Source organism: Stenotrophomonas sp. AS012628 (assembly GCF_010608305.1).
In the GTDB taxonomy this organism is placed as follows: domain Bacteria; phylum Pseudomonadota; class Gammaproteobacteria; order Xanthomonadales; family Xanthomonadaceae; genus Stenotrophomonas; species Stenotrophomonas geniculata.
This window is the reverse complement of the sequence record NZ_VMBJ01000013.1, coordinates 44,989-71,271: the sequence shown is the minus strand read 5'-3', so window position 1 is coordinate 71,271 and position 26,283 is coordinate 44,989. Positions and strand designations below refer to the sequence as shown.

Annotated in this window: 27 protein-coding genes and 5 tRNA genes; 6 read left to right on the top strand and 26 right to left on the bottom strand. The window is 67.0% G+C overall.

Annotated features, from left to right (window positions below; translation table 11 throughout):
* Positions 1–44: 44 nt before the first annotated feature.
* Complete coding sequence (locus G5A07_RS08530; RefSeq protein ID WP_019337186.1) at positions 45–443, bottom strand: GNAT family N-acetyltransferase; 399 nt, start codon at positions 441–443, stop codon at positions 45–47.
* Between the two features lie 100 nt (positions 444–543).
* Here G5A07_RS08530 and G5A07_RS08525 point away from each other — a divergent pair, with 100 nt between their 5' ends.
* A complete protein-coding gene (locus G5A07_RS08525; RefSeq protein WP_010486060.1) occupies positions 544–948 on the top strand; it encodes an NUDIX domain-containing protein in 405 nt (134 codons plus the stop codon).
* Between the two features lie 72 nt (positions 949–1,020).
* On the opposite strand, the gene G5A07_RS08520 is transcribed toward G5A07_RS08525, so the two are convergent.
* From G5A07_RS08520 to G5A07_RS08510, 3 genes are all read right to left on the bottom strand, one after another.
* Positions 1,021–1,094 (bottom strand) — tRNA-Cys (locus G5A07_RS08520).
* Positions 1,095–1,160: 66 nt separating this feature from the next.
* A tRNA-Gly gene (locus tag G5A07_RS08515) sits at positions 1,161–1,236 on the bottom strand.
* 142 nt (positions 1,237–1,378) lie between these two features.
* Positions 1,379–1,454, bottom strand: a tRNA-Gly gene (locus G5A07_RS08510).
* A gap of 130 nt (positions 1,455–1,584) precedes the next feature.
* Between G5A07_RS08510 and G5A07_RS08505 the strand changes: the two genes are divergently transcribed.
* The gene (locus tag G5A07_RS08505) at positions 1,585–1,986 is read left to right on the top strand and encodes a hypothetical protein (protein WP_191863154.1); all 402 of its coding nucleotides are present in this window, start codon (positions 1,585–1,587) and stop codon (positions 1,984–1,986) included.
* Positions 1,979–2,407, top strand: a complete 429-nt coding sequence (locus G5A07_RS08500; RefSeq protein ID WP_191863153.1) for a hypothetical protein — start codon at positions 1,979–1,981, stop codon at positions 2,405–2,407. Before G5A07_RS08505 ends, G5A07_RS08500 begins: the two co-directional genes overlap by 8 nt.
* Before the next feature lie 22 nt (positions 2,408–2,429).
* On the opposite strand, the gene G5A07_RS08495 is transcribed toward G5A07_RS08500, so the two are convergent.
* The 21 genes from G5A07_RS08495 to G5A07_RS08395 all read right to left on the bottom strand — a co-directional run bounded on the left by G5A07_RS08495 (position 2,430) and on the right by G5A07_RS08395 (position 24,222).
* Positions 2,430–3,350, bottom strand: a complete 921-nt coding sequence (locus G5A07_RS08495; RefSeq protein ID WP_191863152.1) for an HlyD family efflux transporter periplasmic adaptor subunit — start codon at positions 3,348–3,350, stop codon at positions 2,430–2,432.
* Positions 3,347–4,075, bottom strand: a complete 729-nt coding sequence (locus tag G5A07_RS08490; protein WP_010486064.1) for an ABC transporter ATP-binding protein — start codon at positions 4,073–4,075, stop codon at positions 3,347–3,349. Before G5A07_RS08490 ends, G5A07_RS08495 begins: the two co-directional genes overlap by 4 nt.
* Before the next feature lie 10 nt (positions 4,076–4,085).
* The gene (locus G5A07_RS08485; RefSeq protein WP_049482955.1) at positions 4,086–5,225 is read right to left on the bottom strand and encodes an ABC transporter permease; all 1,140 of its coding nucleotides are present in this window, start codon (positions 5,223–5,225) and stop codon (positions 4,086–4,088) included.
* Entirely contained in the window at positions 5,222–6,685 is a 1,464-nt protein-coding gene (locus tag G5A07_RS08480; RefSeq protein ID WP_049455303.1) for an efflux transporter outer membrane subunit, read from the bottom strand. The genes G5A07_RS08485 and G5A07_RS08480 overlap by 4 nt, the downstream gene beginning before the upstream one ends.
* Before the next feature lie 605 nt (positions 6,686–7,290).
* Positions 7,291–7,366 (bottom strand) — tRNA-Gly (locus tag G5A07_RS08475).
* 115 nt (positions 7,367–7,481) lie between these two features.
* Positions 7,482–8,765: a type II toxin-antitoxin system HipA family toxin gene (locus G5A07_RS08470; RefSeq protein WP_191863151.1), complete on the bottom strand. Its 1,284-nt coding sequence runs from the start codon at positions 8,763–8,765 to the stop codon at positions 7,482–7,484.
* Positions 8,758–9,084 (bottom strand): helix-turn-helix transcriptional regulator, encoded by a 327-nt coding sequence (locus G5A07_RS08465; protein WP_262405878.1) that lies wholly within the window; start codon positions 9,082–9,084, stop codon positions 8,758–8,760. The genes G5A07_RS08470 and G5A07_RS08465 overlap by 8 nt, the downstream gene beginning before the upstream one ends.
* 146 nt (positions 9,085–9,230) lie before the next feature.
* On the bottom strand, positions 9,231–10,337 hold the full coding sequence (locus tag G5A07_RS08460) for an NAD(P)/FAD-dependent oxidoreductase (protein WP_191863150.1): 1,107 nt from the start codon (positions 10,335–10,337) through the stop codon (positions 9,231–9,233).
* A gap of 138 nt (positions 10,338–10,475) precedes the next feature.
* A tRNA-Gly gene (locus G5A07_RS08455) sits at positions 10,476–10,551 on the bottom strand.
* Between the two features lie 114 nt (positions 10,552–10,665).
* Positions 10,666–11,292 carry a CDP-diacylglycerol--glycerol-3-phosphate 3-phosphatidyltransferase gene (gene pgsA, locus G5A07_RS08450; protein ID WP_191863149.1) on the bottom strand — a complete coding sequence of 209 codons (627 nt, stop codon included), beginning with the start codon at positions 11,290–11,292 and terminating at the stop codon, positions 10,666–10,668.
* Between the two features lie 18 nt (positions 11,293–11,310).
* Entirely contained in the window at positions 11,311–13,155 is a 1,845-nt protein-coding gene (uvrC, locus tag G5A07_RS08445) for an excinuclease ABC subunit UvrC (RefSeq protein ID WP_191863148.1), read from the bottom strand.
* Positions 13,152–14,564, bottom strand: coding sequence for a hypothetical protein (locus G5A07_RS08440; protein ID WP_191863147.1), 1,413 nt, complete (start codon positions 14,562–14,564; stop codon positions 13,152–13,154). Before G5A07_RS08440 ends, uvrC begins: the two co-directional genes overlap by 4 nt.
* Positions 14,561–15,049, bottom strand: a complete 489-nt coding sequence (locus tag G5A07_RS08435) for a low molecular weight protein-tyrosine-phosphatase (RefSeq protein WP_019337178.1) — start codon at positions 15,047–15,049, stop codon at positions 14,561–14,563. The genes G5A07_RS08440 and G5A07_RS08435 overlap by 4 nt, the downstream gene beginning before the upstream one ends.
* Positions 15,046–15,819: a 3-deoxy-manno-octulosonate cytidylyltransferase gene (gene kdsB / locus G5A07_RS08430; RefSeq protein WP_191863146.1), complete on the bottom strand. Its 774-nt coding sequence runs from the start codon at positions 15,817–15,819 to the stop codon at positions 15,046–15,048. The genes G5A07_RS08435 and kdsB overlap by 4 nt, the downstream gene beginning before the upstream one ends.
* 74 nt (positions 15,820–15,893) lie before the next feature.
* Positions 15,894–16,913 (bottom strand): tetraacyldisaccharide 4'-kinase, encoded by a 1,020-nt coding sequence (gene lpxK / locus G5A07_RS08425; RefSeq protein ID WP_019337176.1) that lies wholly within the window; start codon positions 16,911–16,913, stop codon positions 15,894–15,896.
* Positions 16,913–18,661, bottom strand: coding sequence for a lipid A export permease/ATP-binding protein MsbA (msbA, locus tag G5A07_RS08420; protein ID WP_010486079.1), 1,749 nt, complete (start codon positions 18,659–18,661; stop codon positions 16,913–16,915). The genes lpxK and msbA overlap by 1 nt, the downstream gene beginning before the upstream one ends.
* Positions 18,658–19,080 carry a biopolymer transporter ExbD gene (locus G5A07_RS08415; RefSeq protein ID WP_010486080.1) on the bottom strand — a complete coding sequence of 141 codons (423 nt, stop codon included), beginning with the start codon at positions 19,078–19,080 and terminating at the stop codon, positions 18,658–18,660. The genes msbA and G5A07_RS08415 overlap by 4 nt, the downstream gene beginning before the upstream one ends.
* Positions 19,081–19,083: 3 nt before the next feature.
* Positions 19,084–19,746 (bottom strand): MotA/TolQ/ExbB proton channel family protein, encoded by a 663-nt coding sequence (locus G5A07_RS08410; RefSeq protein WP_010486081.1) that lies wholly within the window; start codon positions 19,744–19,746, stop codon positions 19,084–19,086.
* Between the two features lie 3 nt (positions 19,747–19,749).
* The gene (locus tag G5A07_RS08405) at positions 19,750–22,146 is read right to left on the bottom strand and encodes a DNA internalization-related competence protein ComEC/Rec2 (RefSeq protein WP_100448196.1); all 2,397 of its coding nucleotides are present in this window, start codon (positions 22,144–22,146) and stop codon (positions 19,750–19,752) included.
* A 59-nt stretch (positions 22,147–22,205) separates the two neighbouring features.
* Positions 22,206–23,549 carry a HAMP domain-containing sensor histidine kinase gene (locus tag G5A07_RS08400; RefSeq protein WP_191863145.1) on the bottom strand — a complete coding sequence of 448 codons (1,344 nt, stop codon included), beginning with the start codon at positions 23,547–23,549 and terminating at the stop codon, positions 22,206–22,208.
* A gap of 1 nt (position 23,550) precedes the next feature.
* Complete coding sequence (locus tag G5A07_RS08395; RefSeq protein ID WP_057503598.1) at positions 23,551–24,222, bottom strand: response regulator transcription factor; 672 nt, start codon at positions 24,220–24,222, stop codon at positions 23,551–23,553.
* Between the two features lie 145 nt (positions 24,223–24,367).
* Between G5A07_RS08395 and G5A07_RS08390 the strand changes: the two genes are divergently transcribed.
* Positions 24,368–25,135 (top strand): MipA/OmpV family protein, encoded by a 768-nt coding sequence (locus G5A07_RS08390; protein ID WP_191863144.1) that lies wholly within the window; start codon positions 24,368–24,370, stop codon positions 25,133–25,135.
* 30 nt (positions 25,136–25,165) lie between these two features.
* A complete protein-coding gene (locus G5A07_RS08385) occupies positions 25,166–25,450 on the top strand; it encodes a hypothetical protein (RefSeq protein ID WP_191863143.1) in 285 nt (94 codons plus the stop codon).
* 45 nt (positions 25,451–25,495) lie between these two features.
* Here G5A07_RS08385 and G5A07_RS08380 read toward each other — a convergent pair whose 3' ends face one another.
* On the bottom strand, positions 25,496–25,636 hold the full coding sequence (locus G5A07_RS08380) for a hypothetical protein (RefSeq protein ID WP_010486087.1): 141 nt from the start codon (positions 25,634–25,636) through the stop codon (positions 25,496–25,498).
* A 182-nt stretch (positions 25,637–25,818) separates the two neighbouring features.
* On the opposite strand from G5A07_RS08380, the gene G5A07_RS08375 reads away from it, so the two are divergent.
* The gene (locus G5A07_RS08375) at positions 25,819–26,151 is read left to right on the top strand and encodes a hypothetical protein (protein ID WP_191863142.1); all 333 of its coding nucleotides are present in this window, start codon (positions 25,819–25,821) and stop codon (positions 26,149–26,151) included.
* The last annotated feature ends 132 nt before the right edge of the window (positions 26,152–26,283 follow it).

Genomic DNA, 26,283 nt, shown 5'->3' with positions numbered 1-26,283 from the left:
TGACTGCCCGCGGCTCTGTGCCAATTACGCTGAAGCCCAGCGATTCATACAGCGCGCGCGGCAGTATTGTCCGCCAGCACCGTGAGGGAGAGCGATTCAATGCCTTCCGCGCGCGCAGCCGCGAACGCTGCAAGAAGAAGCTGGCGGGCGACACCCTGGCCACGATGGTCGGTGCCCACGTGGACACTGTGCACTTCCGCCGTATGCCGTCGCGCCATTCGCATCGGGCGTACATAACGCAGGAAGCCCGCAAGCATGCCGTCGATCAAAGCGCCGAAGTAGCGCGTACCGGGATCAGCAAGCTGGGCGCGCATCACCTCCGCCGAGTCATTCTGCGCCTCGGCCAGCGTGGACAGGAACGCCGCAGGCGACTCGCAAAGCGCCTGCAACCGCGCTTGCCAGAGAATCTCGGCGTCGTCAGCGCTGAGTTGCCGGATGAGCATGCGACACCCTCGTGAAGCTGTTGATGCACAGGTGCCCAGCGTAGCGCGGGTCCACTGATGCGGCGTGCATGCAAGAATGTGGAACGTCCTTTTCTCCGCCATGACTGAACTGCAGATTCCCCGCGTTGGATGCGGCGCCGTCGTCCGTGATGCCGACGGCCGCATCCTGCTGATCCAGCGCGGACGCGATCCGGAGCGCGGGCATTGGGGCCTGCCCGGCGGCAAAGTCGACTGGATGGAAACGGTGGAGGCCGCCGTGGTCCGCGAAATCCGCGAGGAAACGGCGCTGGAAGTGACGCTGCTGCGCCTGCTGTGCGTGGCCGATCATTTCGAGCCGGCGCTCGCGCAGCACTGGGTCGCGCCGATCTTCGAGGCTCGGGCAGCTGCGGGTGCCGAGGCCTCCATCCAGGAGCCGGGGGTTCAGACCGGGCTGGGCTGGTTCGCGCTGGATGCCCTGCCCCAGCCGCTGACCCAGGCCACGGTGCAGGCGCTGGCCCGGCTGTAGCGGGTATCGATCCGGGCGCGTGCTGGTATCCAGGCAAACAAAAAGCCCTGACCGAGGTCAGGGCTTTTCAATTGGAGGCCTCAAGCGGAATCGAACCGCTGTAAACGGATTTGCAATCCGGTGCATAGCCACTCTGCCATGAGGCCAACGTACTGCGCGCCAGGAACATAGCCCTGACAAGACAAAACCCCAAGATGGGGCCTGTCGGAACATGGAGCGGGAAACGAGACTCGAACTCGCGACCTCAACCTTGGCAAGGTTGCGCTCTACCAACTGAGCTATTCCCGCGTAAACCGACATGGTACCGGAAATCCGGAAAACACACCAGCGATTTCACCTTTCTGACTGCGCGTAAAGCCTTGTGGCTCAACGTGCCCCGCCTTGCCGTGGCGAGAGAAAAACAAGGCCCCTACCGGGGCCCTGTAGAATCTGGAGCGGGAAACGAGACTCGAACTCGCGACCTCAACCTTGGCAAGGTTGCGCTCTACCAACTGAGCTATTCCCGCAGATTCCGTTCGACCTGCGTCGAAGGAGCGCTATTGTGTCCAAATTCCTTCACGCCGTCAACAGCCTTCACACCATGCGGTCACGGGCGTCCGCGCTGGGGTACGCTGCCCCGCCCGGCCCCGTTCGCCCATGCTCCTTCGCGGCACGCCCCTGTTGATCGCCCTGCTGCTGCATCTGCTGGTGGCCCTGCTGTACTGGGCACTGATACCGCTGGGAATGAACGGGTATCGCGACCATTTCGGCTTTACCTCACATCGTGACATCGGCCTGGGCATCGCCCAGTTTTATCTGTTCTGGATGTTCATTGGCGCGCAGCCGCTGATCGCGGTGTTGCGGCCGCTGTTCGCCAGGCTGTTGGTGCTGGCGATCCCCTTGGCGTTCGCGACCTGGACACTGATGCACAACCACCCGCTGCGCCTGCTGTACTTCACCATCGGGCCCGGCCTGCTGGCACTGGCCGCGATCGTCACATCCGCATGGTACGCATCACGCAGCCGCCTGCGTGCCACCCCGGACATCGCCGATGCCTAGACGCTACATCCGCCTGTTCTGGTTGCTGGTCGCGCTCACTTGGCTGGCGCTGATCGCTGCGCTGGTCAATGCCGGCTTCACTCCGGACTACTGGTTGCTGCACCGCCTGGAAGGCGCCGAGCTGCCCTACCCGACCAGCACCGTCATCGTGTTCGCGTTGCTGGGTACGGTTGAACTGGTGGTAGCCGCCTTGATCGTGCGGCCCTGGAGACTGAAACGACTGTGGCTGCGCCTGCTGATCGCCTTCGTTCTGCTGCTGGCGTGGTCGGTACCGTGGATGCTGTCGGCCATGCACCAGCCACCCGTGCACGGCATGCATCTGCTGTGGTTGCTGCTGCTGGACGTGGGCCTGCTGCTGGCGCTGTGCGCGGTGTCGGCGGTGAGCGCGTGGCGGGCACTCAGGCATCGAAAGGGCCCATAGACGGCCCCACCCAACGCCAGGCCTAGTTCAGGAACTCCACCCGCACGTGCTGGCCGAAGCGCGCCTTGGCCTCGCCATCGAACTCCAGCACGCACTCCACCACCTTGGCCACGCCGCGCCCTGCGTCTTCAGGCAGGCGCGCCTGCGCGAACACCGGGCTGATGCGCACCACGCGCGCAGCTGGCAGCGTGCCGGTGTTTTCGGCGCCATCGCTATCTGGCACGACGGTAGCCTTCATGCCCACCTGCACGGCATCGGCGTAGGCCGCGCTGAGTTCGGCGCGCACCTGCAGCGGGCGCGCCGGCAGCAGTGAGATCGCCGGCTTGCCGGCCTGCACGAATGCGCCAAGGCCCGGCACCTGGCCGACCACGGTGCCGGCTTCCGGCGCGCTCAGCGACATCTGCTGCAGTTTCAGCCTGGCGTGTTCCAGCTTGTGTTGGGCCATGTCGACCTGCGCACCGGCCACGTCGACGTCGGCGCGCACACCGGCCAACTGCTGCTTGGCCGCATCGGCCTGCTGGTTCGAGGACACACCTTCGCTGGCGCCCGTGGACAGGCGGGTGGCGTTGCGCTCCAGTTCGCGCAGCTGCGCTTGGCTGCCTTTCAGGCGGTCATTGGCCAACGCCAGATCGGCGGTGGCCATTGCCACTTCCTGCTGCAGCAGGGCGCCATCCAGCGACAGCAGCAGCTGCCCCTTCTTCACCGTGGCACCTTCCTTCACCGGTGCGGCAGTGATCGAGCCATCCACCGGCGGCGCCAGTGCGATCAGCCCGCCTTCGACGTCAATGATGCCCCGCGCTACGGCGACCTTGCTGGCGACGGCAGTGTCCGCCTTGCCTGAGGGTGCAGATGCCGGGGTGGGCGCCTCCCTGGAGCAGGCACCGAGCAGCAATGCCGCGGACAGGGCCAGGCTGAGGGGAAGCAGGTGCGACATCTTGGTCATGGGGCGGACTCTACAGTTTGATTCTGGCGGCGGTCACCACGGACCATGCCGTCTTCCATGGCGATCACCCGATCGGCATGCCGGATCAGGCGCGGATCGTGGCTCACGCACAGCACGGTGGCGCCATGCGCACGTGCGTAGCGATGCAGGATGTCGATCACGCGCTGGCCGTTCTCGGCGTCCAGCGCGCTGGTGGGTTCGTCGGCGAAGATCAGCGTCGGCGACTTGGCGAAGGCGCGGGCAACGGCTACACGCTGCTTCTCACCGCCGGACAACTGCGCCGGTCGCATGTGGCTGCGATGGCTGAGGCCCACTTCTTCCAGCGCCTTGCGGGCCAGCGGCTCGCTTTCGCGATTGCTCATCCCGCGGTAGCCCAGCGGCAGCTGCACCTGCTCCAGCGCAGTCAGTGCCGGGAACAGATTGAAGCCCTGGAACACGAAGCCGACATGATGCAGGCGGAAGCGCTCCACTTCGCTGCGGCTCATGTGGCCCACATCGTGGCCGAGTGCGTGCACGCGACCGCCATCGGGCGATGACAGGCCGGACAGCAGCGACAGCAGCGTGCTCTTGCCGCAACCCGACGGGCCCGATACCAGGGTCAGCTCGCCGGGGTAGATGTCCAGCGACAGCCCGCGCAACACCGGCACCTGCACGTCGCCGGACATGAAGCCCTTTTCAAGTGCATCGGCCTGCAGGGTCGGGGCGACGGCGCGCAAGGAAGTCATTGGCCGGTCCTCAACGCAGCAGCAACGATGGATCGGAGCGGACGACACTGCGTACCGCCATGATGCTCGAGAGCATGGCCATCACGGCAACCAGCGCTACGCAGCCGAGGATCACCATTGGTGTCAGCTGCACCGGAACGCGCTGGGTCTGCGCGATCAACAGCACCACCGTACTGAAGGCCGCCGCCAGCAACATACCCACGCCGCCGATCAGCAAGGCCTGCTCGAACACCACCCGCGCCAGCGCATAGCGGCCTGCACCGAGTGCATTGAGCGTGGCGTACTCACGCACCGAGCCGGCCACCACAGAGGCGAACGACTGGTTGGTGATCACCGCGCCGACGAAGCAGACGATGACGGCCATGAACAACACCGCGATGCCGGCGCCGGTATCGAACAGCCAGTACTGCTGCGAGCGGCTGGCGAACGCCGGCGCGGTCCAGAACTCGACCGGCATGGCCCGGCCCATCGACGCGGACAAGCGGTCACGCACGCGATCGGCCAGGTCCGGCGAGCGCAGGCCCGCCACGAAATAGGTGCTGCCCTCATGTGGGTCGGTACCGGCGATGGCGCGCGCAGTATCCAGCGAGGCCAGTACGTTGACACCACCCAGGCCACGCAGGCCCGGTTGCGCGGCAACCACGCGCACGGCCTTGCCATTGATCCAGGCACGGTTGTTCTGCAGGTCCGCGCCGAGCGTATCCAGATCGGCGCTGTCGACGATCACCGCACCCGGCTCGCGCAGCTGCGCGCGCAGATCGGCCGGCAGGATGCGAGCGAACATCATCGCGTCGTCGCGGGTGGAAATGCCGGACAGGTATACCGACACATTGCCGGTGCCCTGGGCACTGGAACGCCATTCGCCATCAACCCACTCGTAGGGTTCGACGCGGGTGACATCCGGATCCATGCGCAGGTGGCTTTCCACATCCGCGCTGATCGCATGACCGTAGTTGACACTCTGGGTGCCGGGGAAACCGGCCCAGATGTCGGCCGACGATGCCTTCACATAGATCGCGGCGGTACCGAAGATGCCCAGCACCAGTGCGGCCTGCACGATCAGCAGCACGCCGGCGAAACACATCGCCAGCACCACCGGCAGGAACCGGCGCCACTCATAGGCCAGGGTCTTGCGGGCCAGCGCGATCATTGCTGCTCGCCCTCCCCCTCGACCGGCAGCGGTGCGCCGCCAAGGGCACGGTAGAGCGACGCAAAGGCCAGCACGCGTGCACCCTGCGCGCCGATCAGGTCGGCCTGCGAGGCGAGTGCCGCACGCTGCGTGTCCAGCCCATCGAACTCGCTGGACAAACCCAGCTGCACCTGCCGCGCCTGGCGCTTGACCTGCTGGTCGGCGGCATCATTGGCCACACGCAGCGACTGGATGCTGCTGCCCTGGCGCGCCAGGCTGCCGAGCGCACCTTCCACTTCGCTCACGCCTTCCAGCACCGCCTTGCGGTAACCGAGCAATGCGGCGTCCAGCTGCTTCTCATCGGCCTGGAAACGCGCGCGACGTTGACCCCAGTCCCACAGCGGAATATCGACGTACGGGCCGATCGACGGACTGGAATCGGAATTGGAGCGGGCGTTCTGGGTAAGGTTGTAGGCATACAGGATGGAGCCGCCAAGGCTGACCCGCGGATACATCGCGGCGCGTGCCGAACCCTTGCTGGCCGCAGCCTGCATCACCTCCGACTCGGCCAGCAGGATCTGCGGACGATGGCGCAGCAGATCCGCGGGAACCTGCTGCAGCGAGAACGTGCCCAGCTTCGGCGGCGTGCGATACGCGCGCCAGGCCGGATCCGGGCCGTCACGGCCCAGCAGCAATGCCAGCGCGCGAGCCGCGTTGTCGGCGTTTTCCCGAGCCTGTGCGATGGCGGCACGGGTGGCGGCCTGGCGTGCACGCAGGCGGTCCAGCTCGCCGGGCTCATCCAGGCGCAGGCGCTGGCGGACCAGGGCCAGTTGTTCACCGCGGTCGTCCACGGTCTGCTGCCGGGCCAGCAGGTCCTGCTGGGCCTGTGCCACGGTCAGGTCCAGATAGCTGCGCACCACGTCGGCAATCACCGCCACCTGTGCGGCATTGCGCAGCGCCTCGGCGTTGCCGGCCGAGGCCTGCGCGCTCAGCTGCGCGCTTTCGGCGGCGCCGAACAGGCCCAGGTCCCAGATCGCTTCGATGCCGGCATGGAAGTAGGTATCGACGGCGGCGGCGTCCTGCACCTGCTTGGCGCTGGCCGAGATTTCCGGCAGGAAACGCGAGTCGGAGGTGCCGGCGACGATCCGCACGGCCTGCAGCCGCAGCGTGGCCTGCTGCAGGTCGAGGTTGCCTGCGATGGCCTGGTCCACCAGGCCGTCCAGCGCCGGGTCGGCCAGCACCTTCCACCACTGCCTGGCGTCCACCGCCACGCCCTGCCCCTGCGGCACCTGGGTCCAGGCGCTGGGTGTGCGATCCGGCAGGTCCGGGACGGACACCGACATGCAACCCGCCAAGGCCAGGGTTGCCAACAACGCGCCGGGGCGCAGCACTGCCTGCAGGGAGAGTCCACGCCCTGTCCTGGGCACTGCCACTGAAGTGATACGCCTGACCACCAGCCCGCCAACGTGTAGAAGGAGCATGAAGGCTACCGTGCGATTGTGGAGCGAACATGGAGAAATCGTCCGAAAAAGGTCACAGCACGCGTGCGGTTCAGGCAACGCCGACCCAGCCTTTCACCACGCTTTCAATGCGTTCCCGGCACGGAACACTGGACGACTTTCACGGCGTATTGCACATTGCGGCAATTCCTTGCTTCGATGCTGCCCGACCGTGAAACACCCTCGCCGCTGGCTGCTGATTGGCTCGATCACGACAGCGACTGTCGGTGTGATCGTGCTCGTCCTGACCACCCCACTGGTCTCGAACGCCCTGCTGCTACTGATGGAGCGCAGCAACTTCATTCCCGCCGGATCCTCGATCCTCACCTTCGAGCCGTATGCGATCAACGACGGCTCGTCGAACTACTGGTTGTATGGGAAGGACCGCACCTACTACTACCACTTCACCTACGAGGATGACGTTCCCTACGTCTACATTCCGCAGGACAACCGCTGCCCCGGTTTCGACCGGCAGAATGCCCGGACCTGGTGCAGCGCCCTGCCCGGCAAGGCACGCCAGCGCGGTGGTGGTGCAACCGGTGTGACAAACGAAAAACGCTCCCTTTCGGGAGCGTTTTTCTTGAATCTGGAGCGGGAAACGAGACTCGAACTCGCGACCTCAACCTTGGCAAGGTTGCGCTCTACCAACTGAGCTATTCCCGCAGATTCCGTTCGACCTGCGTCGAAGGAGCGCTATTGTGTCGATATTGCTGCACGGCGTCAACAGGAATTTTCACCTGAAGTGAAGGGCGGCGTTCAGGCCCTTGGACCCGGCCCTTCAGGTCCGCAGGCCACGCCGGACTTCCCGCAACAGTGCTACGTTCTCGTTGATGCGCCCCTGGATCATGATCAAGGTGTCTTGAGCAATAACGTTTGAGTACATGCTGTTGGCGATTTCCGTGAATTGGCTGGCCACGTCGCAAATGCTGCCAATCGCCACACTGGCGTCCCCGTGCTGCACTTCTGCCTCTTCGGCAAGGCGAAGCAGGTCAGCTCGGGAAATCTCCAGTGCCTCCCCCATGACGTCCATCTGGTGATATCCGTTGGGTCCTTCGCAGAAGGTCACGTCGTAGGCCGGAGCCAAACGCCATTGCCCATCCGGCGACATGATGTAGGCAAAGTTTTTCGGATGATCGTCCCGGTTGTTGAACGCAACGTTGAAGACCGTACGTTCGAAAGCCACGGCCATTTGCCGCACGTCATTGGTGCACAACCGGGTCGCGCGCAGGAAGTTGACATAGTCCAACGACCCCGCCGTCTGGTAGTTGGCGCCCGTGAATGCAGCAAGACTCTGCATCGGCACACGCAACCCATCGTGGCGATCAAAGCGCTTGCTGGCGAACGCGGCCAGCCCGTTGGGCAGGCTGAAGTACTGCGTGTCCGGGGTCTCGATGCCACACCTGCGCAGGCACTCGGCGTAGACCATTTCGATGGCGCACACCTCGGCATGCTCTTCTCTGGCCGGGAACTTGATCAACCAGGCTTCGAAGCCGGGCGTGACGGCCGTGGTGAACGCGCCCGATCGCGGATCGCGATAGACCAGGGCCTTGGGCCTTGCACCTTGGGGCGAACCACCCACCAGCAGCAAGGTCTGCAGGAATTCACCACCTTCTCCGTGGAGCACCTCCTGCACTTCCGCGGAAAGCTGCTCCAGCGGTATATGGACCTGCGGCGCCTCACCTTCGGGCGCCACGGGCTCAAACGTCATGGCCCCCATCGCGTTGCCACCGATATAGGCCAGCCGCTGGAGCGGGCCAATGCGTGCTGCGTTGATTCCGCGGCGCCTGAACATGCGGTCCATCAGCAGCATGCCCCAGCCGTCTGGCAACGCGTCATACACAGGCCCGGGCAGTTGCAGCTGATGGTCCGGAAAATCCCGCCGCAACGGATGGCCGGCCAGCGGCAGCTTGTACGAAGACAGTTCCAGCCCCCTTCGCCGGGCCTCGTTGCTGTACTCGAACGCGATCAGCGGGCGGCCGGTCAGGGCGATGCTGGAGATCAGCGTTCCCCAGTGCCATCGCTCTCCCCACCCTTCGTAGAAGACCTTCACCTGTTCAGGCATTACGGGGCTTCCTCTTCGTCCGGAGGCGGTTCGCAGCCTCTTCGTAGCGCCGAATGTCTTCGATGCTGTCCAGCTTTGGCTGGAACAGGCCTTCGAGCTCGTTGATCCGACCAAGGACCATCGCCACGCGGATCACCGCCTCGAAGCCAACATTGCGCCCGGCCTCCAGGTTGGACACGGTGTTGGTACCAATGCCGGCACGCCCGGCCAGATCCGACTGTGTCATGCCCAACGCCATGCGTTCTGTGCGCAAGCGCCCGCAGAGTCGCTTGACGACCTCGCTGGGCTTGCTGAGGCTTAAATCCAACATAACGTGCATTATCCTCTATCTATGCCATTTAGCACCCCAAATTATAGAATTAACCCCAACTCCATTCAATTGATTTAACTCCCGAATTTTGTGCTTTATTTACGCATTCAGTTATATAAATACAGAATTCTGGAATTACATTGGTAAAGCGCGCGTCACGTGCGCAGGCCACGGCGGTGGAAGTAGACCTGTTCGGCGATGCGGCGCATGGCCGCTGTATGCAGCAGTGCATCGAGCGGCCAATCAGCCTGCAGATGATCCATCGCCCAGCGCAGCAGGCGCTTGCCATGGAATGCCGGCGCCACCTGCCGCGCCACCCGTTCCGCTTCCGGTCCTTGCCCGCGCAGATGGCGGGCCATCGCCTCGCCGACCGCCCAGCCATGCCGCCAAGAGGAGTGGATGCCCCCGGCGGAGAGCGGCGAGACGATGCCCGCCGCGTCGCCGGTCAGGATCACGCGTTGGCCGGTGATCGGCCCATCCAGCCGGCCGCAGGGCACCAGGCCGGCGCGGGTGGCCGAGGGACGCGCCGAAGGCGGAATGCCGACCACATCGCGCACGTGGCCGAGGAAACCTTCAATATCTGGCGGCCGCACCTGTTGCGGGTCGTGACGCAGCGCCAACCCGACCTGCAGGCCGGTTGGATTCTGCGCGACCCAGCCGATGTAACCCGGCGCGTAGCGCTTGCTGACGAAGCAATGCAGCGCATCGCCCTGCGTCACCTGCAGGCCGGCGAACTCACGTTCGACGCCGTAGAGGTTGTCACGCACCTGGCCGAGCCCGGTGCGCTGTGCCACACGTGAACGTGCGCCATCAGCGCCAACCAGATAGGCACATCGCCCTGCCCCATCCACCAGCCAGCCGTCACCATTGCGATGTGCATCGGTGAAGGACTGCTGCAGGCGCAAGTCGACACCGTTCGCGCGCAGCTCGCTGGCCAGCCAGCGCATCAGGTTCGGCGTATCGGTGGTGAGGAAGTAGTAGCCGGGCGCGGCCAGTAACACGCTGCACAGATTCGGCGCATACAGGCGCACGTTTGCGACGCGTTGCACGAGATGTTCGGGCATGCGCCCCAGCCAGGTCTGCTCCATCGCCTCTTTCACCACGATGCCGGTGGTGTGCAGGCGCTCGCCGGGGTCGGCCTTGCGTTCCAGCACGCAGACGCGCAGGCCGTACTGGGCAGCGGCCAATGCGCAGGCGGCACCGGCGAAGCTGGCGCCGACGATGACCACATCGTGGTCGTAGGCGGAGGGAGTGTGGGGCATTGCTGCATCGTCCTGGAGGAACACAGATGCAGCTTCGAACTGCCGCGTGGTGAGGCGAAGGAGTGACGGTGAAGTGGGGATGAAGCGGGTTCTACGCAAACGAAAAACGCCCCCTTGCGGGAGCGTCTTTCTTGAATCTGGAGCGGGAAACGAGACTCGAACTCGCGACCTCAACCTTGGCAAGGTTGCGCTCTACCAACTGAGCTATTCCCGCTTGGGAGGCGAAATTTTACCTATTCCAAGGATGCCGTCAAGCGCTTTTTTCAGGGTCTGCGAGGTGCCCGGCGTCGCGTATCGGCGCCATGCGTGGATACGCGCATCGATGGGGTCAGTTGCCCAGCTTCTTCTGCCGCGAGCGCTCGCGTGCGGCGCGCTCGTCATCGCGCAGGCTCGGCCAGGCGGCGTGCAGGTACTGCAGGCCCGACCACAGGGTCAGCACCGCGGCAATCGCCAGGGTCCAGTCGCCGATATGGAACACCGGCCAGCCCATCCAGATGTCTTCCACCGGCACGTTCGGCGCCACCGAATACAGCAGGCACAGCAGCGCGACCATCTGCGCGGTGGTCTTGACCTTGCCGATCATCGCCACGCGCACCTTGGCGCGCTGGCCCAGTTCGGCCATCCATTCGCGCAGCGCCGACACCGCGATCTCGCGACCGACGATCACCGCCGCCCAGAACGCCATCCACGGCGTCGGGTGGCCCTGCACGATCAGGAACAGCGCCACCGCCACCATCAGCTTGTCCGCGACCGGGTCGAGGAAGGCGCCGAAGGCCGACTCCAGCTGGTAGCGGCGGGCGATCCAGCCATCGAGCCAGTCGGTGATCGCGGCCAGGCCGAAGATCGCCGCCGAAGCGAAGTTGGTCCAGGTGTAGGGCAGATAGAACACCAGCACCAGCACCGGAATCATCACGATCCGCAACAACGTCAGCCAGGTGGGCAGGGTCAACTTCATGCTTGCGTGCTTCTCTCTCTACTCGGCCGCATCAGGCGTGGCCAACCCGTGCAGGTTAGCGTAGATACGTGCCGCGAGGGCGTCATTGATGCCTTCCACCTTGGCGATTTCCGCTTCGCCAGCGGCTTTCAGGCCGACCAGGCCGCCGAAATGCTTGAGCAGGCTGGCACGGCGGCGGGGGCCGATACCGGGGATGTCCTCCAGCTTGCTGGTCATCCGCGCCTTCTGGCGGCGGCCGCGGTGGCCGGTGATGGCGAAGCGGTGCGCCTCGTCGCGCACCTGCTGGATGAACTGCAGCGCCGGATTAGCGGCCCCCGGGCGCAGCTCACGACCATCGGGCATCACCAGCGCTTCGTGCCCGGCACGGCGTTCCACGCCCTTGGCCACGCCCACCAGCAGCACGCCTTCCACGCCCAGGTCGGCCAGTGCGGCCTGGGCCTGCGCCAACTGGCCAGCTCCACCGTCGATCAGCAGCACATCCGGCAGCACGCCCTGCTCTTCCACCGCACGACGGAAGCGACGGTCGATGGCCTGGCGCATGGCGGCATAGTCATCGCCCGGCTCGATGCCACTGATGTTGAAGCGGCGGTACTGCGCGCGCACCGGCCCGGCGGCGTCGAACACCACGCACGAGGCCACTGTCGCCTCGCCCAGGGTGTGGCTGATGTCGAAGCATTCCACGCGCTTGACCGGCTCGGCGAGGCCCAGCATGTCACGCAGTGCATCGCTGCGCGCGTGCTGCGCGTTGCGGCTGTTGAGTTCGGTGGCCAGGGTCAGCTGCGCGTTGCGGCTGGCCAGTTCCACGTAGCCGGCACGCTCGCCGCGCACGTTCCACTTCAGCTGTACCTTGCGTTCGGCCGAGGCGGACAGCGCGGCGACCAGCAGGTCGGCGTCGGGAATCTCGCGATCCAGCAGGATCTCGCGCGGTGGCTCGAATTCGATGTAGTACTGCGAGACGAAGGCGGCCAGCACTTCCTCCGGGCTCTCCTCACCGTTGGTGCGCGGGAAGAATGGGCGGGTGCCAAGATTGCGGCCATCGCGGAAGGCCAGCAGCAGCACGCAGGCCTGAGACCCTTGCATGGCCACCGCCAGCACGTCCAGATCTGCGGCGCGGCCGTCCACGTACTGGCGGGTCTGCATGCTGCGCAGCGAGGAGATCAGGTCGCGCAGGCGCGCGGCCTGCTCGAACTCCAGCGCCTCGCTGGCGGCCTGCATCTGCTCGCCCAGCTCGCGGGTCAGTTCGTCGCTCTTGCCTTCCAGGAAGAGCGCAGCGCGGCGCACCGACTCGGCGTAGTCCGGCGCCGGTACCAGCTCCACGCAGGGCGCGCTGCAGCGGCCGATCTGGTACTGCAGGCACGGCCGCGAGCGGTTTCGGAACACGCTGTCCTCGCAGCTGCGCAGCTTGAACAGCTTGTGCATCAGGTTCAGAGTTTCGCGCACTGCGGTCACGCCGGGATACGGCCCGAAATAGCGACCGGGAATGGCGCGCGGACCACGATGCAGCGCGATGCGCGGCCAGTCCTCGCGGGTCAGCAGCACATGCGGGTAGGTCTTGTCGTCGCGCAGCGAGACGTTGTAGCGCGGCGACAGCGACTTGATCAGCTGGTTTTCCAGCAGCAGCGCCTCGGCTTCCGAGCGCGTCACGGTCACGTCCATGCGCGTGATCTGCGAGATCATCGACATGATCCGCGCGTTCTTCGGGCTGCCGCTGAAATAGCTGCCGACGCGATTGCGCAGCGCGCGCGCCTTGCCCACGTACAGCAGAGTGTCGTCGGCCGCGTACATGCGGTATACGCCGGGGGCGGTGCTGAGCTGGGCCGCGAAGGCCTTGCCATCGAAGACCGGAGCAGGAACGTCGGTCATTCGCTGATCGGCACTTCGCTGAGCACGCCGCTGTCGGGGTCGAAGCGCAGCACGGCGTGGGCGTCGGTCTCGGCGATCCACACCGCACCGGCACCTACCGCCAACCCCGCCGGGCCATGCAGGCGGCGTGGCAGCGGTTGGGTGGTCAGTTCGCCACCGCCCAGGCGCAGCGTGCGCAGGCGACCGTTGCCGGTATCGGCAATCCACAGCAGCGGGGCGTCCGAGCTCAAGGCGATCGCCTGGGGGAACTGCAGGCTGGCCTGCGCACGCGGGCCGTCTTCACTGCCGAAGCGCCACGGCCCCTGCCCGACCAGCGTCTGCACCAGGTCGCTGCGCAGTTGCAGCGCGCGGATCGAGGAACCCAGCGCATCGGCCACGTACAGCACCTGCTGCACCACGGCCAGCGCGGTTGGCTGGGCAAAGGCAGCCAGATGGCCGCTGCCATCCCGCTCGTCAATGGAACCACTGCCCGCGCGCCATTGCAGGCTGCGCTGGCCCAAGTGGTAGCTCCAGATGCGGTTGTCGCCGGCCATGGCGATGTGCAGCTGGTTGTCGGCGATGGCCAGGCCAACCGGATGGTCCATCGAGACCTGCCGCGCCTGCGCGACCGGACCTTCCACCGGCGCCCCGGGACGACCGTTGCCACACAGCGTGTCGACGATGCCGGTCAGCAGGTTGATGCGGCGCACGGCGTGGTTGCCGGTATCGGCCACGTACAGCGAATCGCGCTCCAGCACCAGCGCCTGCGGGCGATGGAACGCCGCTTCGGCGAGGTTGCCGTCCATGAAATCGGCGGTGCCGAGGCCGAACTGGCGCAGGATGCGGCCACCATGGCTGCATTCGAGGATGCGGTGATGGCCGCTGTCGGCGATGTACAGGCGTTCGGTGCTGACCGCCAGTCCCTGCGGGAAGCGCAGGGACTGGCGCGGTTCCGGATGCAGTTCGCTGCCGCCGCGCGGCGGCGCCGACGGTGCGCCTTCGCACAGTGCGTTCAAGGCACGCTCCAGTTCGCCGGGCGCGCCCTGCCCGACCAGCCGCTGCTGTTCGCGGCCCTGCGCATCCAGCAGCACCAGGGTTGGCCAGGCGGTGATCCCGAAGCGGCGCCAGCCATCCCAGTCGGCATCGAGCAGGACCGGCATCGTCAGGCCCTGGCGACGCAACAGCTTCAGTGCGGCACCGGCGTCGCGTTCGAAGTCGAAGCGCGGCACCTGCAGCACCAGCGGCTGCAGCTTGCCGGGGTGGCGCGACAGCCATTGGCCAAACTCGGCCAGGCGTTGCGCGCTCCAGGCGGAGGCGGCGTTGACGAACAACAGCGCCACCGGCCGACCGCGCAGTTCGGTCAGGGTGCAGGGGGTGGCATTGAGCCAGGTGGCGAACTCGGGCAGGTCCGGGACGGGCTGGACGTTCATGGCCCGATTATGCCGGAGTCGGCGTCATGCAACAGTCGTGCCACGGCACGTTTTGCAGCATTGTCGACCAATGTCCAGACCTGTTCGAAATGATCACTGCCGCCGGTGTAGGGATCCGGGATCGCCACCCGGCCCTCTCCGCCCGACCATGGCAGGTACAGTGCCAGGCGTTCGCGCTGGGCCGGCGTGGCGATACGGCCGGCATCACGCAGGTTGGCCTCGTCGGCGCACAGGATCCAGTCGAAACGTTCGAAATCCACAGCCTGCAGCTGGCGTGCACGCAGGCCGCCGATGTCCACGCCGTGCCCGGCCGCGCAGGCGATTGCACGCCGGTCCGGCGGCTCGCCCACATGCCAGTCGCCGGTGCCGGCCGAATCCACCTGCACCCGCCCGGCCAGCGGCGAGGCCTCCAGGCGTGCGCGCAGCGCACCTTCGGCCATCGGCGAACGGCAGATGTTGCCGAGGCAGACGACCAGCAGCTTCATCGTGCCGCCAGCGTCTGCACCAGTGCTTCGGCGCGCTCCAGGTCCTCGGGCGTGTCGATGCCCGGCGGGAACGGTTCGGGCGAGATCGCCACGCTGATCGGGAAGCCCGCTTCCAGCACGCGCAGCTGTTCCAGCGATTCGACCTGCTCCAGCTGGCCCGGCGGCATCGCCGCGAACTGCTGCAGGAAACCGGCGCGATAGCCGTAGATGCCGATGTGACGCAGCCAGTTGTGACCGGCCGGCAACGTGTCACGGCTGCGTGCGAAGCCATCGCGATGCCAGGCGATCGGCGCGCGGCTGAAGTACATCGCCTCGTTGCGCACGTTGCGCACCAGCTTCACCACGTTCGGATCGAACAGGGTTTCTGCATCCTCCACGGCGGTCGCCAGGGTCGACATCGGCGCATTGCCGTCAACCAGCGCCTGGGCCACCGCACGGATACCCGCTGCGGGTGCAAACGGCTCGTCGCCCTGCAGGTTGACCACCACGGTGTCATCGGCCCAGCCGGCGATGCGCGCGCACTCGGCCAGGCGATCGGTGCCGGAGGCATGCGAGGTGGCGGTCATTGCCACCTTCACTTCGGCCAGGCCGGACAGTGCGTCGGCAATGCGTTGATCGTCGGTAGCGACCCAGACCTCGCCGGCACCGGCCTGCAGCGCGCGGCGCGCCACATGCAGCACCAGCGGCTCACCGTCCAGCAGGCGCAGCGGCTTGCCCGGCAGCCGCGAGGCGGCATAGCGGGCCGGGATGGCGACGACGAATTCGGTCATGGGGCGGTACTCGGCAGGCTCGTTACAACGGGAATGCGGCCGGCGGCGCATGAATGCAAGCGCCGCCGTGCCACTCAGTTCGGTCGCAGCTTGTCCAGGCGGTCGGTCAGCGCCACCCAGAACGCGGCAGGCAGCTCGGCGCGCAGCGGGACCGCGTAGTGCCAGTCATTGCCGAACGCCCGACATTTCACCGCGTCCTTTTCGGTCATCAGCACTGGCAGCTGGCTGCCAAAGGACAGGTCCTGCGGCTGATAGGCCTGATGGTCGGCGAATGCGTGCGGCACCACGCCGATGCCTCGCGCGCGCAGCATGTCGAAAAAGCGCTGCGGGTGGGCGATGCCGGCCACGGCGTGCACGCGCTGGCCCTTGAAGTACGACAGTGGACGGGCACGGCCGCCGGCCAGCGGCTGCGCGCTGTCGATGTGCAGGGCCATCGGCCACTGGCCGAAACCACAGGCCTGGGCCGCAGATTCCTCATTGGCCTGGCCAAGATTCACCACACGGAAATCGCACTCGCTGGCGCGGCTGACCGGCTCGCGCAGCGGTCCGGCCGGAATCATCCGGCCATTGCCGTAGCGGCGCTGCGCATCGACCACTTCGATCTCGATGTCGCGCGCCAGCCGGTAGTGCTGCAGGCCGTCGTCGCAGACGATCACATCGCAGCCGGCCTCGATCAGCGCCTTGCCGGCAGCAACGCGATCACGGTCCACGCGCACCGGTACGCCTGTCTTCCAGGCAATCAGCACCGGTTCGTCACCGCCCTTGGCAGTCGGCGTATTGGCCTTCACCCACAGCGGTTTGTCGGCATCTTCGCGGCCGTAGCCACGACTGGCCACGCCCGGCTTCCAGCCGGCGGCACGCAGGCGCTCCACCAGCGCGATGGTCAGTGGCGTCTTGCCAGTCCCACCGGCGGTGATGTTGCCAACCACGATGACCGGCACCGGCAGCGTGTAGCGCTTGCGCCAGCCACGCCGATAGGCGCGCCGGCGCAGCGCGGTGACGCCGGCATACAGCGGCGCCAGCAGGCGCATCGCCCACGGAACCGGGCTGCCGTCGTACCAGTACGGCGGGGTCTGGGTACCCTTGCCGGCCATCAGTCCTGCCTTTCGCGGAACTGCATGCTGTGCAGATGCTGGTAGAGGCCACCCATGGTGAGCAGCTCCTTGTGGGTACCGCGCTCGACGATGCGACCGTGGTCCATCACCAGCACCTGGTCTGCATGCTCGATGGTCGACAAGCGGTGCGCGATGACCAGCGTGGTGCGCTCGGGCATCAATCGCTGCAGCGCGTCCTGCACCAGGCGCTCCGATTCGTTGTCGAGCGCTGCGGTGGCTTCATCGAGGATCAGGATCGGCGCGTCGCGCAGGATCGCACGGGCGATCGCCAGGCGCTGGCGCTGGCCGCCGGACAGCAGCGCGCCGTTCTCGCCCACCGGGGTCTGCAGCTGCTGCGGCATGCGCGCGATGAACTCCCAGGCGTTTGCGGCTTCGGCCGCCGCTCGGATCTGTTCATCGGTCGCGTCCATGCCATAGGCGATGTTCGCGCCAATGGTGTCATCGAACAGCATGACCTTCTGCCCGACCATCGCCACCTGGCGACGCAGGTCGGCCAGCGGATAGTCATCCAGTGCCACGCCATCGAGAGTGATGCGCCCGCCGCTGGGTTCATAGAAGCGCGGCACCAGCCGGATCAGGCTGGTCTTGCCACTGCCGGACCGACCGACGATGGCAGTGACCGTACCCGGCTTGGCCACGAAGCTGATGTCGTCCAGGGCGATGCCACTGTCTTCGCGGTAACGCAGCATGACGTGCTCGAAGGCCAGTTCGCCGCGCACGCGCTGCACCGTGTTGCGGCCATCGTCGCGCTCGACCGGCATGTCGAGGATGTCGAACAGGCGCTCGGCGGCGGACACACCGCGGGAGATCGAGGACTGCACGCTGGTCAGGCGGCGCAGCGACGGGATGATCGCCGTCATCGAGATCATCAGGCCCATGAACTGGCCGGCATTGAGGCGGCCTGCCAGTGCTTCGCGGGTCGACACCCAGACGATCACCGCCAGCGCCAGCGCGGCCAGGAACTGGACCACGCTGGAGGCACCGGCACGGGTGATTTCCACCTTCATGTTCAGCGCCAGCATGCGGTTGGCCAGGCGCGAGTAGCGCGACATTTCGTGCTGCTGGGTGCCGTGCACCTTCACTTCCTGCTGGGCCGCCAGCGACTGCTCGGCGGTCTGCGCCATCGTGCCCATGCCGTCCTGGATGCCACGGCTGATGCGCCGGTAGCGCTTCCCGACGTAGGACACGATCACGCCGATCATCGGCACCACCACCAGCATGGCCACGGTCACCTTGACACTCATCTGCAGCATCACCGCCAGCATGGCGATGATGGTCAGGGTGTCGGCAACCACGGTCTTGAGCGCATCGGCACTGGCCTGGGTGACCTGCTCGGTATCGAAGTTCAGGCGGCTGACCATCACTGGCGTCGATTCGGTATCGAAATGCGAGGACGGCAGGTGCAGGTACTTGGCCAGCACCTGTTCACGCAGGTCACGCACCACGCTGCGACCGGTCTTGGCCAGCGCGTAGTCGCTCACCCAGGTGGCGGCGCTGCGCATCAGGAACAGACCAAGGATGGTCAGCGGCAGGATCACCGCCATTTTCGGTTCGGGGTTGACGAAGCCGCGGTTGACCAGCGGCTCCATCAGCTTGGTGAAGTGGTAGCCGGCCACCGACTCCACCGCCATGGCGATGACAGCGGCGACCATCATGCCCCAGTAGGCACGGGTGTATCCCAGCAGACGTTTGTAGATCGGCCACACCGGCGCGTGTTTGGAACTCATGGACGCACCTCGGGTGCTGTTGCAATGGCAATACGGCGGAAGCCGAGCTGACCGAGCGCATCCTGCGCGGTCACCACGGCCTGATAGGGCGTGCGGGCATCGGCACGCAACAGCACCGGCTGGGTGCGGTCGCTGCCGGCAACGGCCGCGATGGTCTGCTTGACCGACTCGACGTCGTTGCGCAGCACTTCCTGGTCATTGATGAAGTAGCGGCCTTCGGCGTTGATCAGCACGCTCAACGAGCGCGGTGGCTCATTGCTGGGCTGCTGGCTGGCCGTGGGCAGCTCCACCTGGAGTGTCGAGCGCGCGTCGAAGGTAGTGGTGACCACGAAGAAGATGATCAACACCAGGATGACGTCGATCAGTGGCACCAGGTCGATATGCGGCTCATCCTGGGATCGGTCGTTGCCGATACGCATCGATCAGGCCTTCGCCATCGCCGCGCCGGCCGGGCGCGTGGCAGCGGCAGGGTTCATCACCCCGGGTCGGCCATCCAGCGTATCCAGCAGCGCGCTGGCTTCCTGCTCCATCTCCACCACGTAACCGTGGATGCGGCCCTTGAAGTAGCGGTGGAACATCAGCGCCGGAATGGCGACGATCATGCCGGTGGCGGTGCACACCAGCGCCTTGCCGATACCACCGGCCAGCTGGTTCACATCACCCACGCCGTGGTCGAGGATGCCCAGGAACATCTGGATCATGCCGATCACCGTGCCCAGCAGGCCCAGCAGCGGCCCGGCCGAAGCGATGGTGCCCAGCGCGTTGAGGAAACGCTCCATGCGGTGCACCAGGTGGCGGCCGGTGTCTTCGATGCGCTCGCGGATCTGGTCACGCGGACGGTTGCGCGCTTCCAGCGCCGCGGCCAGCAGCGCGCCCAGCGGCGAGTTCGCGCGCAGGGTCTGCAGGTGGGCCGGGTCGAGCTTGCCGCGTGCCGCCCAGTTGCGCACTTCCTGGCCGAGGCCGGGCGGCAGCACTTCAGTACGCCGCAGGGACCAGAAACGCTCCAGGATGATCGCCAAAGCCAGTACGCCCAACAGCAGCAGCGGCACCATCGGCCAGCCACCGGCCTTGACCAGTTCCCACACGTTTCAACCCTCCGGCCCAACGGCCGCTTGTTCGATCGGCGATAGGATAGCAGCCGACCGCGCCCGCCCAGCGGCATCCCACCAGCGGAATGCGTGGATGCGCTGTTCACGCAGCTGCAGCCCTTGTGCGCCAAGCCATATGCGGATCGCCCCGGAATCGGCCGTGGCCAGTACCTCGGCCCCTTGCGCCTGCCAGCGCTGGACCACGTCCTGGCGAGGGTGCCCGAAGCGGTTGCGGTGCCCGGCCGAGACCACCGCCAGCCGTGGCGCCACGGCCTCAACCCACGGCGCGCTGGAGCTGCCGCCGCTGCCATGGTGGGGCACCAGCACCACATCCGCCTTCAGCGCTGCCGGAGACGCCTGCAGCAGCGTCCGCTCGGCCGGCCGGCCGATGTCACCCGGCAGCAGGACCGCGCCGTGGCGGCTGGCGATGCGCAGCACGCAGCTGTCCTCGTTTTCGGCCTGACGGCTGCCCGGCGCCGGGTGCAGGACCTGGAAATCAACCCCGTCCCACTGCCAGCGCAGCCCCTGCTGGCAGGGCGTGGCGCCAGCGATGGTGCTGCCCGGTGGTGCCAGCAGCTGCAGTCCGGGCAGCTGCCGTCGCAGGCTGGACAGGCTGCCGGTGTGATCAAGATGGTCATGGCTGAGCATCGCCTGCCGGGGCGGCCCCTGGCCGAGCGCGCGCAGGGCCGGGACCAGAATCCGTTCGTTGCCCTCGCCGCCAGTGGGCGGCCCCACGTCGTACCAGAGCGCGTGCCGCGCCGTACGCACCAGCACCGCAGTGCCCTGCCCTACGTCATGCACCAGCAGCTCCAGCTCCCCTTCGGCCGGTGCATGCCGGGCGGGCCACAGCAGCGGCAGGCACAGCAGCAGGCCCGCCAGGCCACCGCCGGCGCCGCGTGGCAGCAGCCACCAGAACACCCCCGCCAATGCCGCCGGGACGGCCCAGCGCGGCGCCTCGGCCAACCACCACATGGCCTGCGGGTGCAGCGCCAGTGGCTGCAGCGCCTGCCAACTCAGCTCGAACAGCCAGGCAGCGGCACGCCAGGCCCAGCGCCCGGCACCGTCGTGCAGCACCTGCAGCGCAGTACCCAGCAACGACAACGGCACCACCAGCAGGGTCCACCACGGAATGATCGGCAGGTTGACCAGCGGCCCCAAGCGCGCGGTGCCGCCGAACAGGGCCACGCACAGCGGCAACAGGCCGAGGCTGGCCACGCCCTGCGCGGCCAGGAAGCCACGCAGGCCCCCACCGGCGCCCTCCGGCCCGGTTCGCGGCAGGCACCACAGCAGCCACAGCACGCCGCCAAAGCTGAGCCAGAAGCCGGCCGACAGCACCGACAGCGGCGCCGGCAGCAGCATCACCATCGCGGCCAGGGCCAGCCCCTGCCCCGCACCCACCGGGCGACGTCCGGCACGGGCCAGTGCCACCAACCCGATCATCAGCGCCGCACGCACCGTTGGCAGCGCGCCGCCGGCTGCCACGGCATAGGCGGCTGCGGCCAGCGCCGCGCCCCATGCCGCCGCCTGCGGCCGTGGCCAGTACCGTCCCAGCACTGGGCACAGCCACCACGACACGCGGCATAACAGTACGCCGAAGCCCGCCACCACGCCCACGTGGAACCCGGAGATGGCGACCAGATGGGTCAGGCCCAGCGCGCGCAGGTGTTCCCAGTCGGCATCGGACAGGCCGCGGGTGTCGCCCAGGGCCAAGGCCTGCACGAACCGCGCGGCAGGATGTGCCACCTGCGTGGCGATGGCATCACTGCTGCGCTCGCGCCAGGCCGGCAGGCCCTGCGCAGGCGCGTGCTCACGGGCAGCGCCCGGGTCGCGCACCGTGCCATTGCCGGAGATACCACGCAGCAATGCATGGCGTTCGCCATCGAAGCCGCCGGGATTGATCCGCGAGCGTGGCGCACGCACGCGCAACGACATCTGCCAATGCGCCCCGGCACGAACCGCATGGCGCCCGCCGGCCCCGTGCGCTGACGATCCGCGCCACGGGTCGTTCCAGGTGACCTGCAGGCGCTTGCCGCGCAGCGCTGGCAGCGTATCGGCCTCCTCCACGTGCAGCACGAAACGCGTGTAACCGGGGCCTCTCTGCGGAAGATCGGCCACCCGCCCGCGCACCTGCACATCCTGCGGCGGCGCGTCGGGTGGAAGCTGGTCGTGCAAGGCCCATTGCCCGTGCACTGTTGCCCATGCCAGGCCGAGCATGACTGCAGCCCAGGTGCGGCCTCGCCAGCGCAGCAGCCAGCCCGCGCCACCGGCAACCGCCATCGGCACGCTCAGCCACAGCGGCAGCAGCGCCGGCATCTGCACGCAGGCCAGCGCGCCCAGCACCAGGCCGGCGGCACAGCCGGGGCCGAACAGGGCCGGCGCGGAACGTTCGGAAACCATTCCAGCAGCCTGCCGCCGGGCGCGACAGGTTGCCTATCGGGGTTTTCCCCGCGCGGCTGTCAGCGCCGGACGGTGCCGCGGTGGAAGTTGACCCGGAAGCTGGCACCACCGCCGGCGGCCTCACCGACACTGACCGAGCCGCCGTGGTGCTGCACGATTTCCTTCACCAGATGCAGGCCCAAGCCACTGCCACTGCCCGCCGCCCGCAGACGATGGAACGGCTCGAAGATCGCTTCACGATCGCTCACCGGAATACCGGCGCCCTGATCGCTGACTTCCAGCAGGCCACGTGCATCCAGGCGCACGCAGATGGTGCCGCGTCCACCGCCGTGGACGATGGCGTTGTGCACCAGGTTGGCGATCACCCGGCCCAGCGCCAGGCTGTCGCCGTGGATCCACACCGGCATCTCAGGTGCATCCACTTCGAAGCCGTAGCCGGCACCGACCACCAGCGGCGCCAGATCGGCGGCCGCTTCACGCACCAGCAGCGCCAGATCCAGCCGCTGCAGTGCGCCGACATTGCGATCAAGTCGCTGCAGGTCAAGCAGGTGCTCGGCGACGTTGCCGAGCCGCGCCACGTCGGTCAGCAGCTGCGACTTCAGCTCGCCCTGCGGCAGCTGCGACAGGCGCGCCTGCACCACCGCGATCGGCACACGCAGCTCGTGCGCGGCATCGGCAAGGAACTTGTCACGCGCTGCATAGCCCTGCTGCACCTTGTCGATCGCGTCGTTGAAGGCTTCGACCAACGGCGCGACCTCGGTCGACACCAGCTGCGCATCCAGCCGCGCACCCGGCTGGCCGATATCCAGCTCCTTGGCCTGTTGCGCGGAGCGGCGCACGCCACGCATCGCGCGGTGGATCACGGTCGGCATCACCAGCAGCGTGACCACGATCAGCGGCAGGAAGAACCACAGGCCGATCAGACGCAGCACCATCAGCGCGCCATCCAGCAGCCCGCCCTTCGGTGCCCCGCCCACCATCACCGTGATGCGCCGTCCATCCTCGTTGCGGATCATCACCCGCGCCACATCCAGGTAGGGCGGAACCAGCGAACCAAGTTCGGTCGCGCCCAGCGTCGGCAACCGCGCCAGCAGCGGCGCGTGGATCGCCGGAATCGTGCCGCGCTCCAACCAGACCCCCTTGTCGTCGACTGCCGCGAACCAGAGGTTGCTGCCGGCACTGGCATCGAGCTTTTCCCAGCGCGCCTGGTCCAGCACCAGCCGGCCACCATCGCTGTGCACCGCCTTGGCCACCGCCTCGGCCATGAACATGTCCATGCCCCAGGTGTCCTTGTCACCCCAGGTCAGGATCAACGCAACCACAGCGAACAGCACGGTGAAGGCCTGCGCCAGGAACAACCGCCAGGCCAGGCCCAGGGTGATGGAGCGGATCGGACGTGCCATCTCAGGCCTCCGCCAGCAGGTAGCCGACGCCGCGGATCACGTGGATCTCCACACCGGCCCCGGCCTGCTGCAGCGCCTTGCGCAGCTTGGAAATGTGCGCATCGAGCGCATTGGACTGGATCTCATCATCAAAACCGTACACCGCCGCCTCCAGCGCACTGCGGGTGACCGTGCGCCCCTGGCGCATCGCCAGCGCCTGCAGCACCAGTACCTGGCGCCGGGGCAGCGCCAGCAGCTGGCCCTCCACCTGCGCCTGCAGCGATTCGAAGTCGAATTCCAGCCGGCCCAGATGCAGGCTTGGCGTCACCATCGCCGAGGGCCGGCGCGAGACCGCGCGGATCCGCGCCATCAGCTCTTCGATCGCCACCGGCTTCACCAGGTAGTCATCGGCACCGACATCCAGCCCCTCGACCTTGTCCGACAGCGTGCCCTTGGCGGTCAGCATGATCACCGCCAGGTTCGGGCGCAGCGCGCGCGCGGTGGCGACGAACGCCACGCCATCGCCATCGGGCAGCTGGCGGTCGAGCAGCATCAGCTGGTGCACCGGCTCGCGCAGCGCGACCGCGGCTTCGGCCAGGCTGCCGACCACGTCGGCGACCACGCCCTGCCGCTCCAGGCCCGATTGCAGGGCACGGGACAGATCGGGATCGTCTTCGACCAGGAGGATGCGCATCAGGGGCTCGGCTACCGGAAACGGTGCCGATCATAGTGCCTGGCGCCGGCTTTGGGCGCCTTCGCGTGCCGAATGCCAAGGCGCAATGTTCTGACAATGTTGTGGCCGCACCATGCACAGCCATCCCCCGCAAAGTGGCTGATCGATGCCGTCGCTGTCCCCGACCCTGCTGCGCCCGTTGCTGTTCTCCGCTGCCATCGGCCTCCCGTTGATCACCCACGCCGCCGACCGGAACCCGGGGGTGCAGGCCGGTATCAGTGCCGGCGCGACCTCAGGGGCCTACGCCCACTACGACGTCAAGCCGCTGGTCGTACCGTCCATTGCCTGGCAGGGCGAGCGCTTCTTCGCCAGCCCGGGCTCGCTGGGCATGTACCTGTACAAGCGCGAAGGCCTGCGCCTGTCGGCGGCGGTCACGCCCTACACGCTGCGCTTCAAGACCGACGACGTGAACGATCCTCAGCTGCGTCGCCTGCACAGCCGGCAGATGTCCGCCATGGCCGGCATCAATGGTGAATACAGCGCCGACTGGGGCATCGTCGAGGCCAGCGTGATGCGCGAGGTCACCGACCACGGAGGTGGCATGGAATCGCGCCTGCACTACAGCTATCCGATCCAGGCCGGTCGCTTCACCTGGGTGCCCAAGGTCGGCGTGGTGCACTCCAGTGCGCGCCTGCTCGACTACTACTACGGCATCACCGACGAAGAAGCGCTGCGCTCGGGACTTGCCGCCTACAACCCGGGCAGCGCGACATCGCCGAGCCTGCAGATCGCGGTCAGTACGCCTCTGGGCACGAAGTGGCGCGCGACCGGCGTCGTCGCCAACCAGTGGTTCGGCGATGCCGTAAAGGACAGCCCGATGGCCCGTCGCGGCACGCAGACGTCGGCCTTCATTTCCCTGATGCGCTCGTTCTGATCGAGCGCCCGCAACGGACAAGGACCCCCCATGGCCTCCGTCTCCCCTGCTGCTGAAGCGCACGCGATCCTGCGTGCCCCGGACCTGGACAGCGCCGAGCGCGCCTACCTGGGGCTGCTGCCCGACCTGGAACACGTGAACGCACTGACGCGCCGCGCACTCGGCCTTTCGCGTGTCGCCGATGCGGCACGCGGCTATGCGTTGTCGATGACGCTGGTGGGATTGCGCCTGCAGGAACTTGAGATGGGCGAAGCAACCGCAAAGGAACATCGCCAGGCCACCCTGCGCAGCCTGCGCCAGGCCTTCAGCGCCTGAGCGCAGGCCAGCAACGCTGCCGGTGCTGCAGAGCAGCGGGAAGACTCAGCGGAACGTGGTCCACGCCAGCACTGCCGCCAGCAGGGCCACCCAGATCACCGCCTTGAAGGTACCCTCCAGCATGTTGCCGCCGAACAGCAGCTCGAGGATGGGATTGGGCCGGGAAACCGGAACGTGATCGCTCATGCGGCAGCTCCTTGCAGTGACGGTGCGATTGCGCGGTAAACCGAAGTCTACGCCTGCACGGCCCGGATTCATCGCCCCCCGGCCGTCTTTGGCGGCTCAATTCCGGCCTTCGTCGCAGACCGGCTGCAGCACCCCACATGTCATGCCAGCCTGCGTGCACTTTCCCGCTGGAGCACCGTGCCATGCCGATGCTTGCCCTGATGCTGCTGCTCTCCAGCCTGTTCTGCGCTGGCAACGAGCCCACTGAAGAGGCCCTTCGCAGCCAGATCCTGATTGCCGAAACCCAGCCGCCGGAAGCCGTACGACAGGATTGCGGTTCGCCCTCCCTGCTGCTTTACCGGCTGCGCCAGGACCGGGTCCTGAGGCTGGCCAACCAGCCCGTGCAACGCGAACCCGCCGATGCCCAGCCCACGCGTGGTGCGACGGTTCGCGTTGCCCAGCTCTGGGAGCGCGTGGACGGCCACTGGAAGTTGCAGCGGATGATCAGCGTCGAAGACCTGGCCGTGCAACGCTGACCATGTGGAACCGTGGTCGATGCCTAAAACGAAAAAAGCCGGCCCAGGGCCGGCTTCCATCGTGATCCACCGCTGCACCGGCAATGCCGGGAGCCAGGTGGTGGGCGGTACAGGGTTCGAACCTGTGACCCC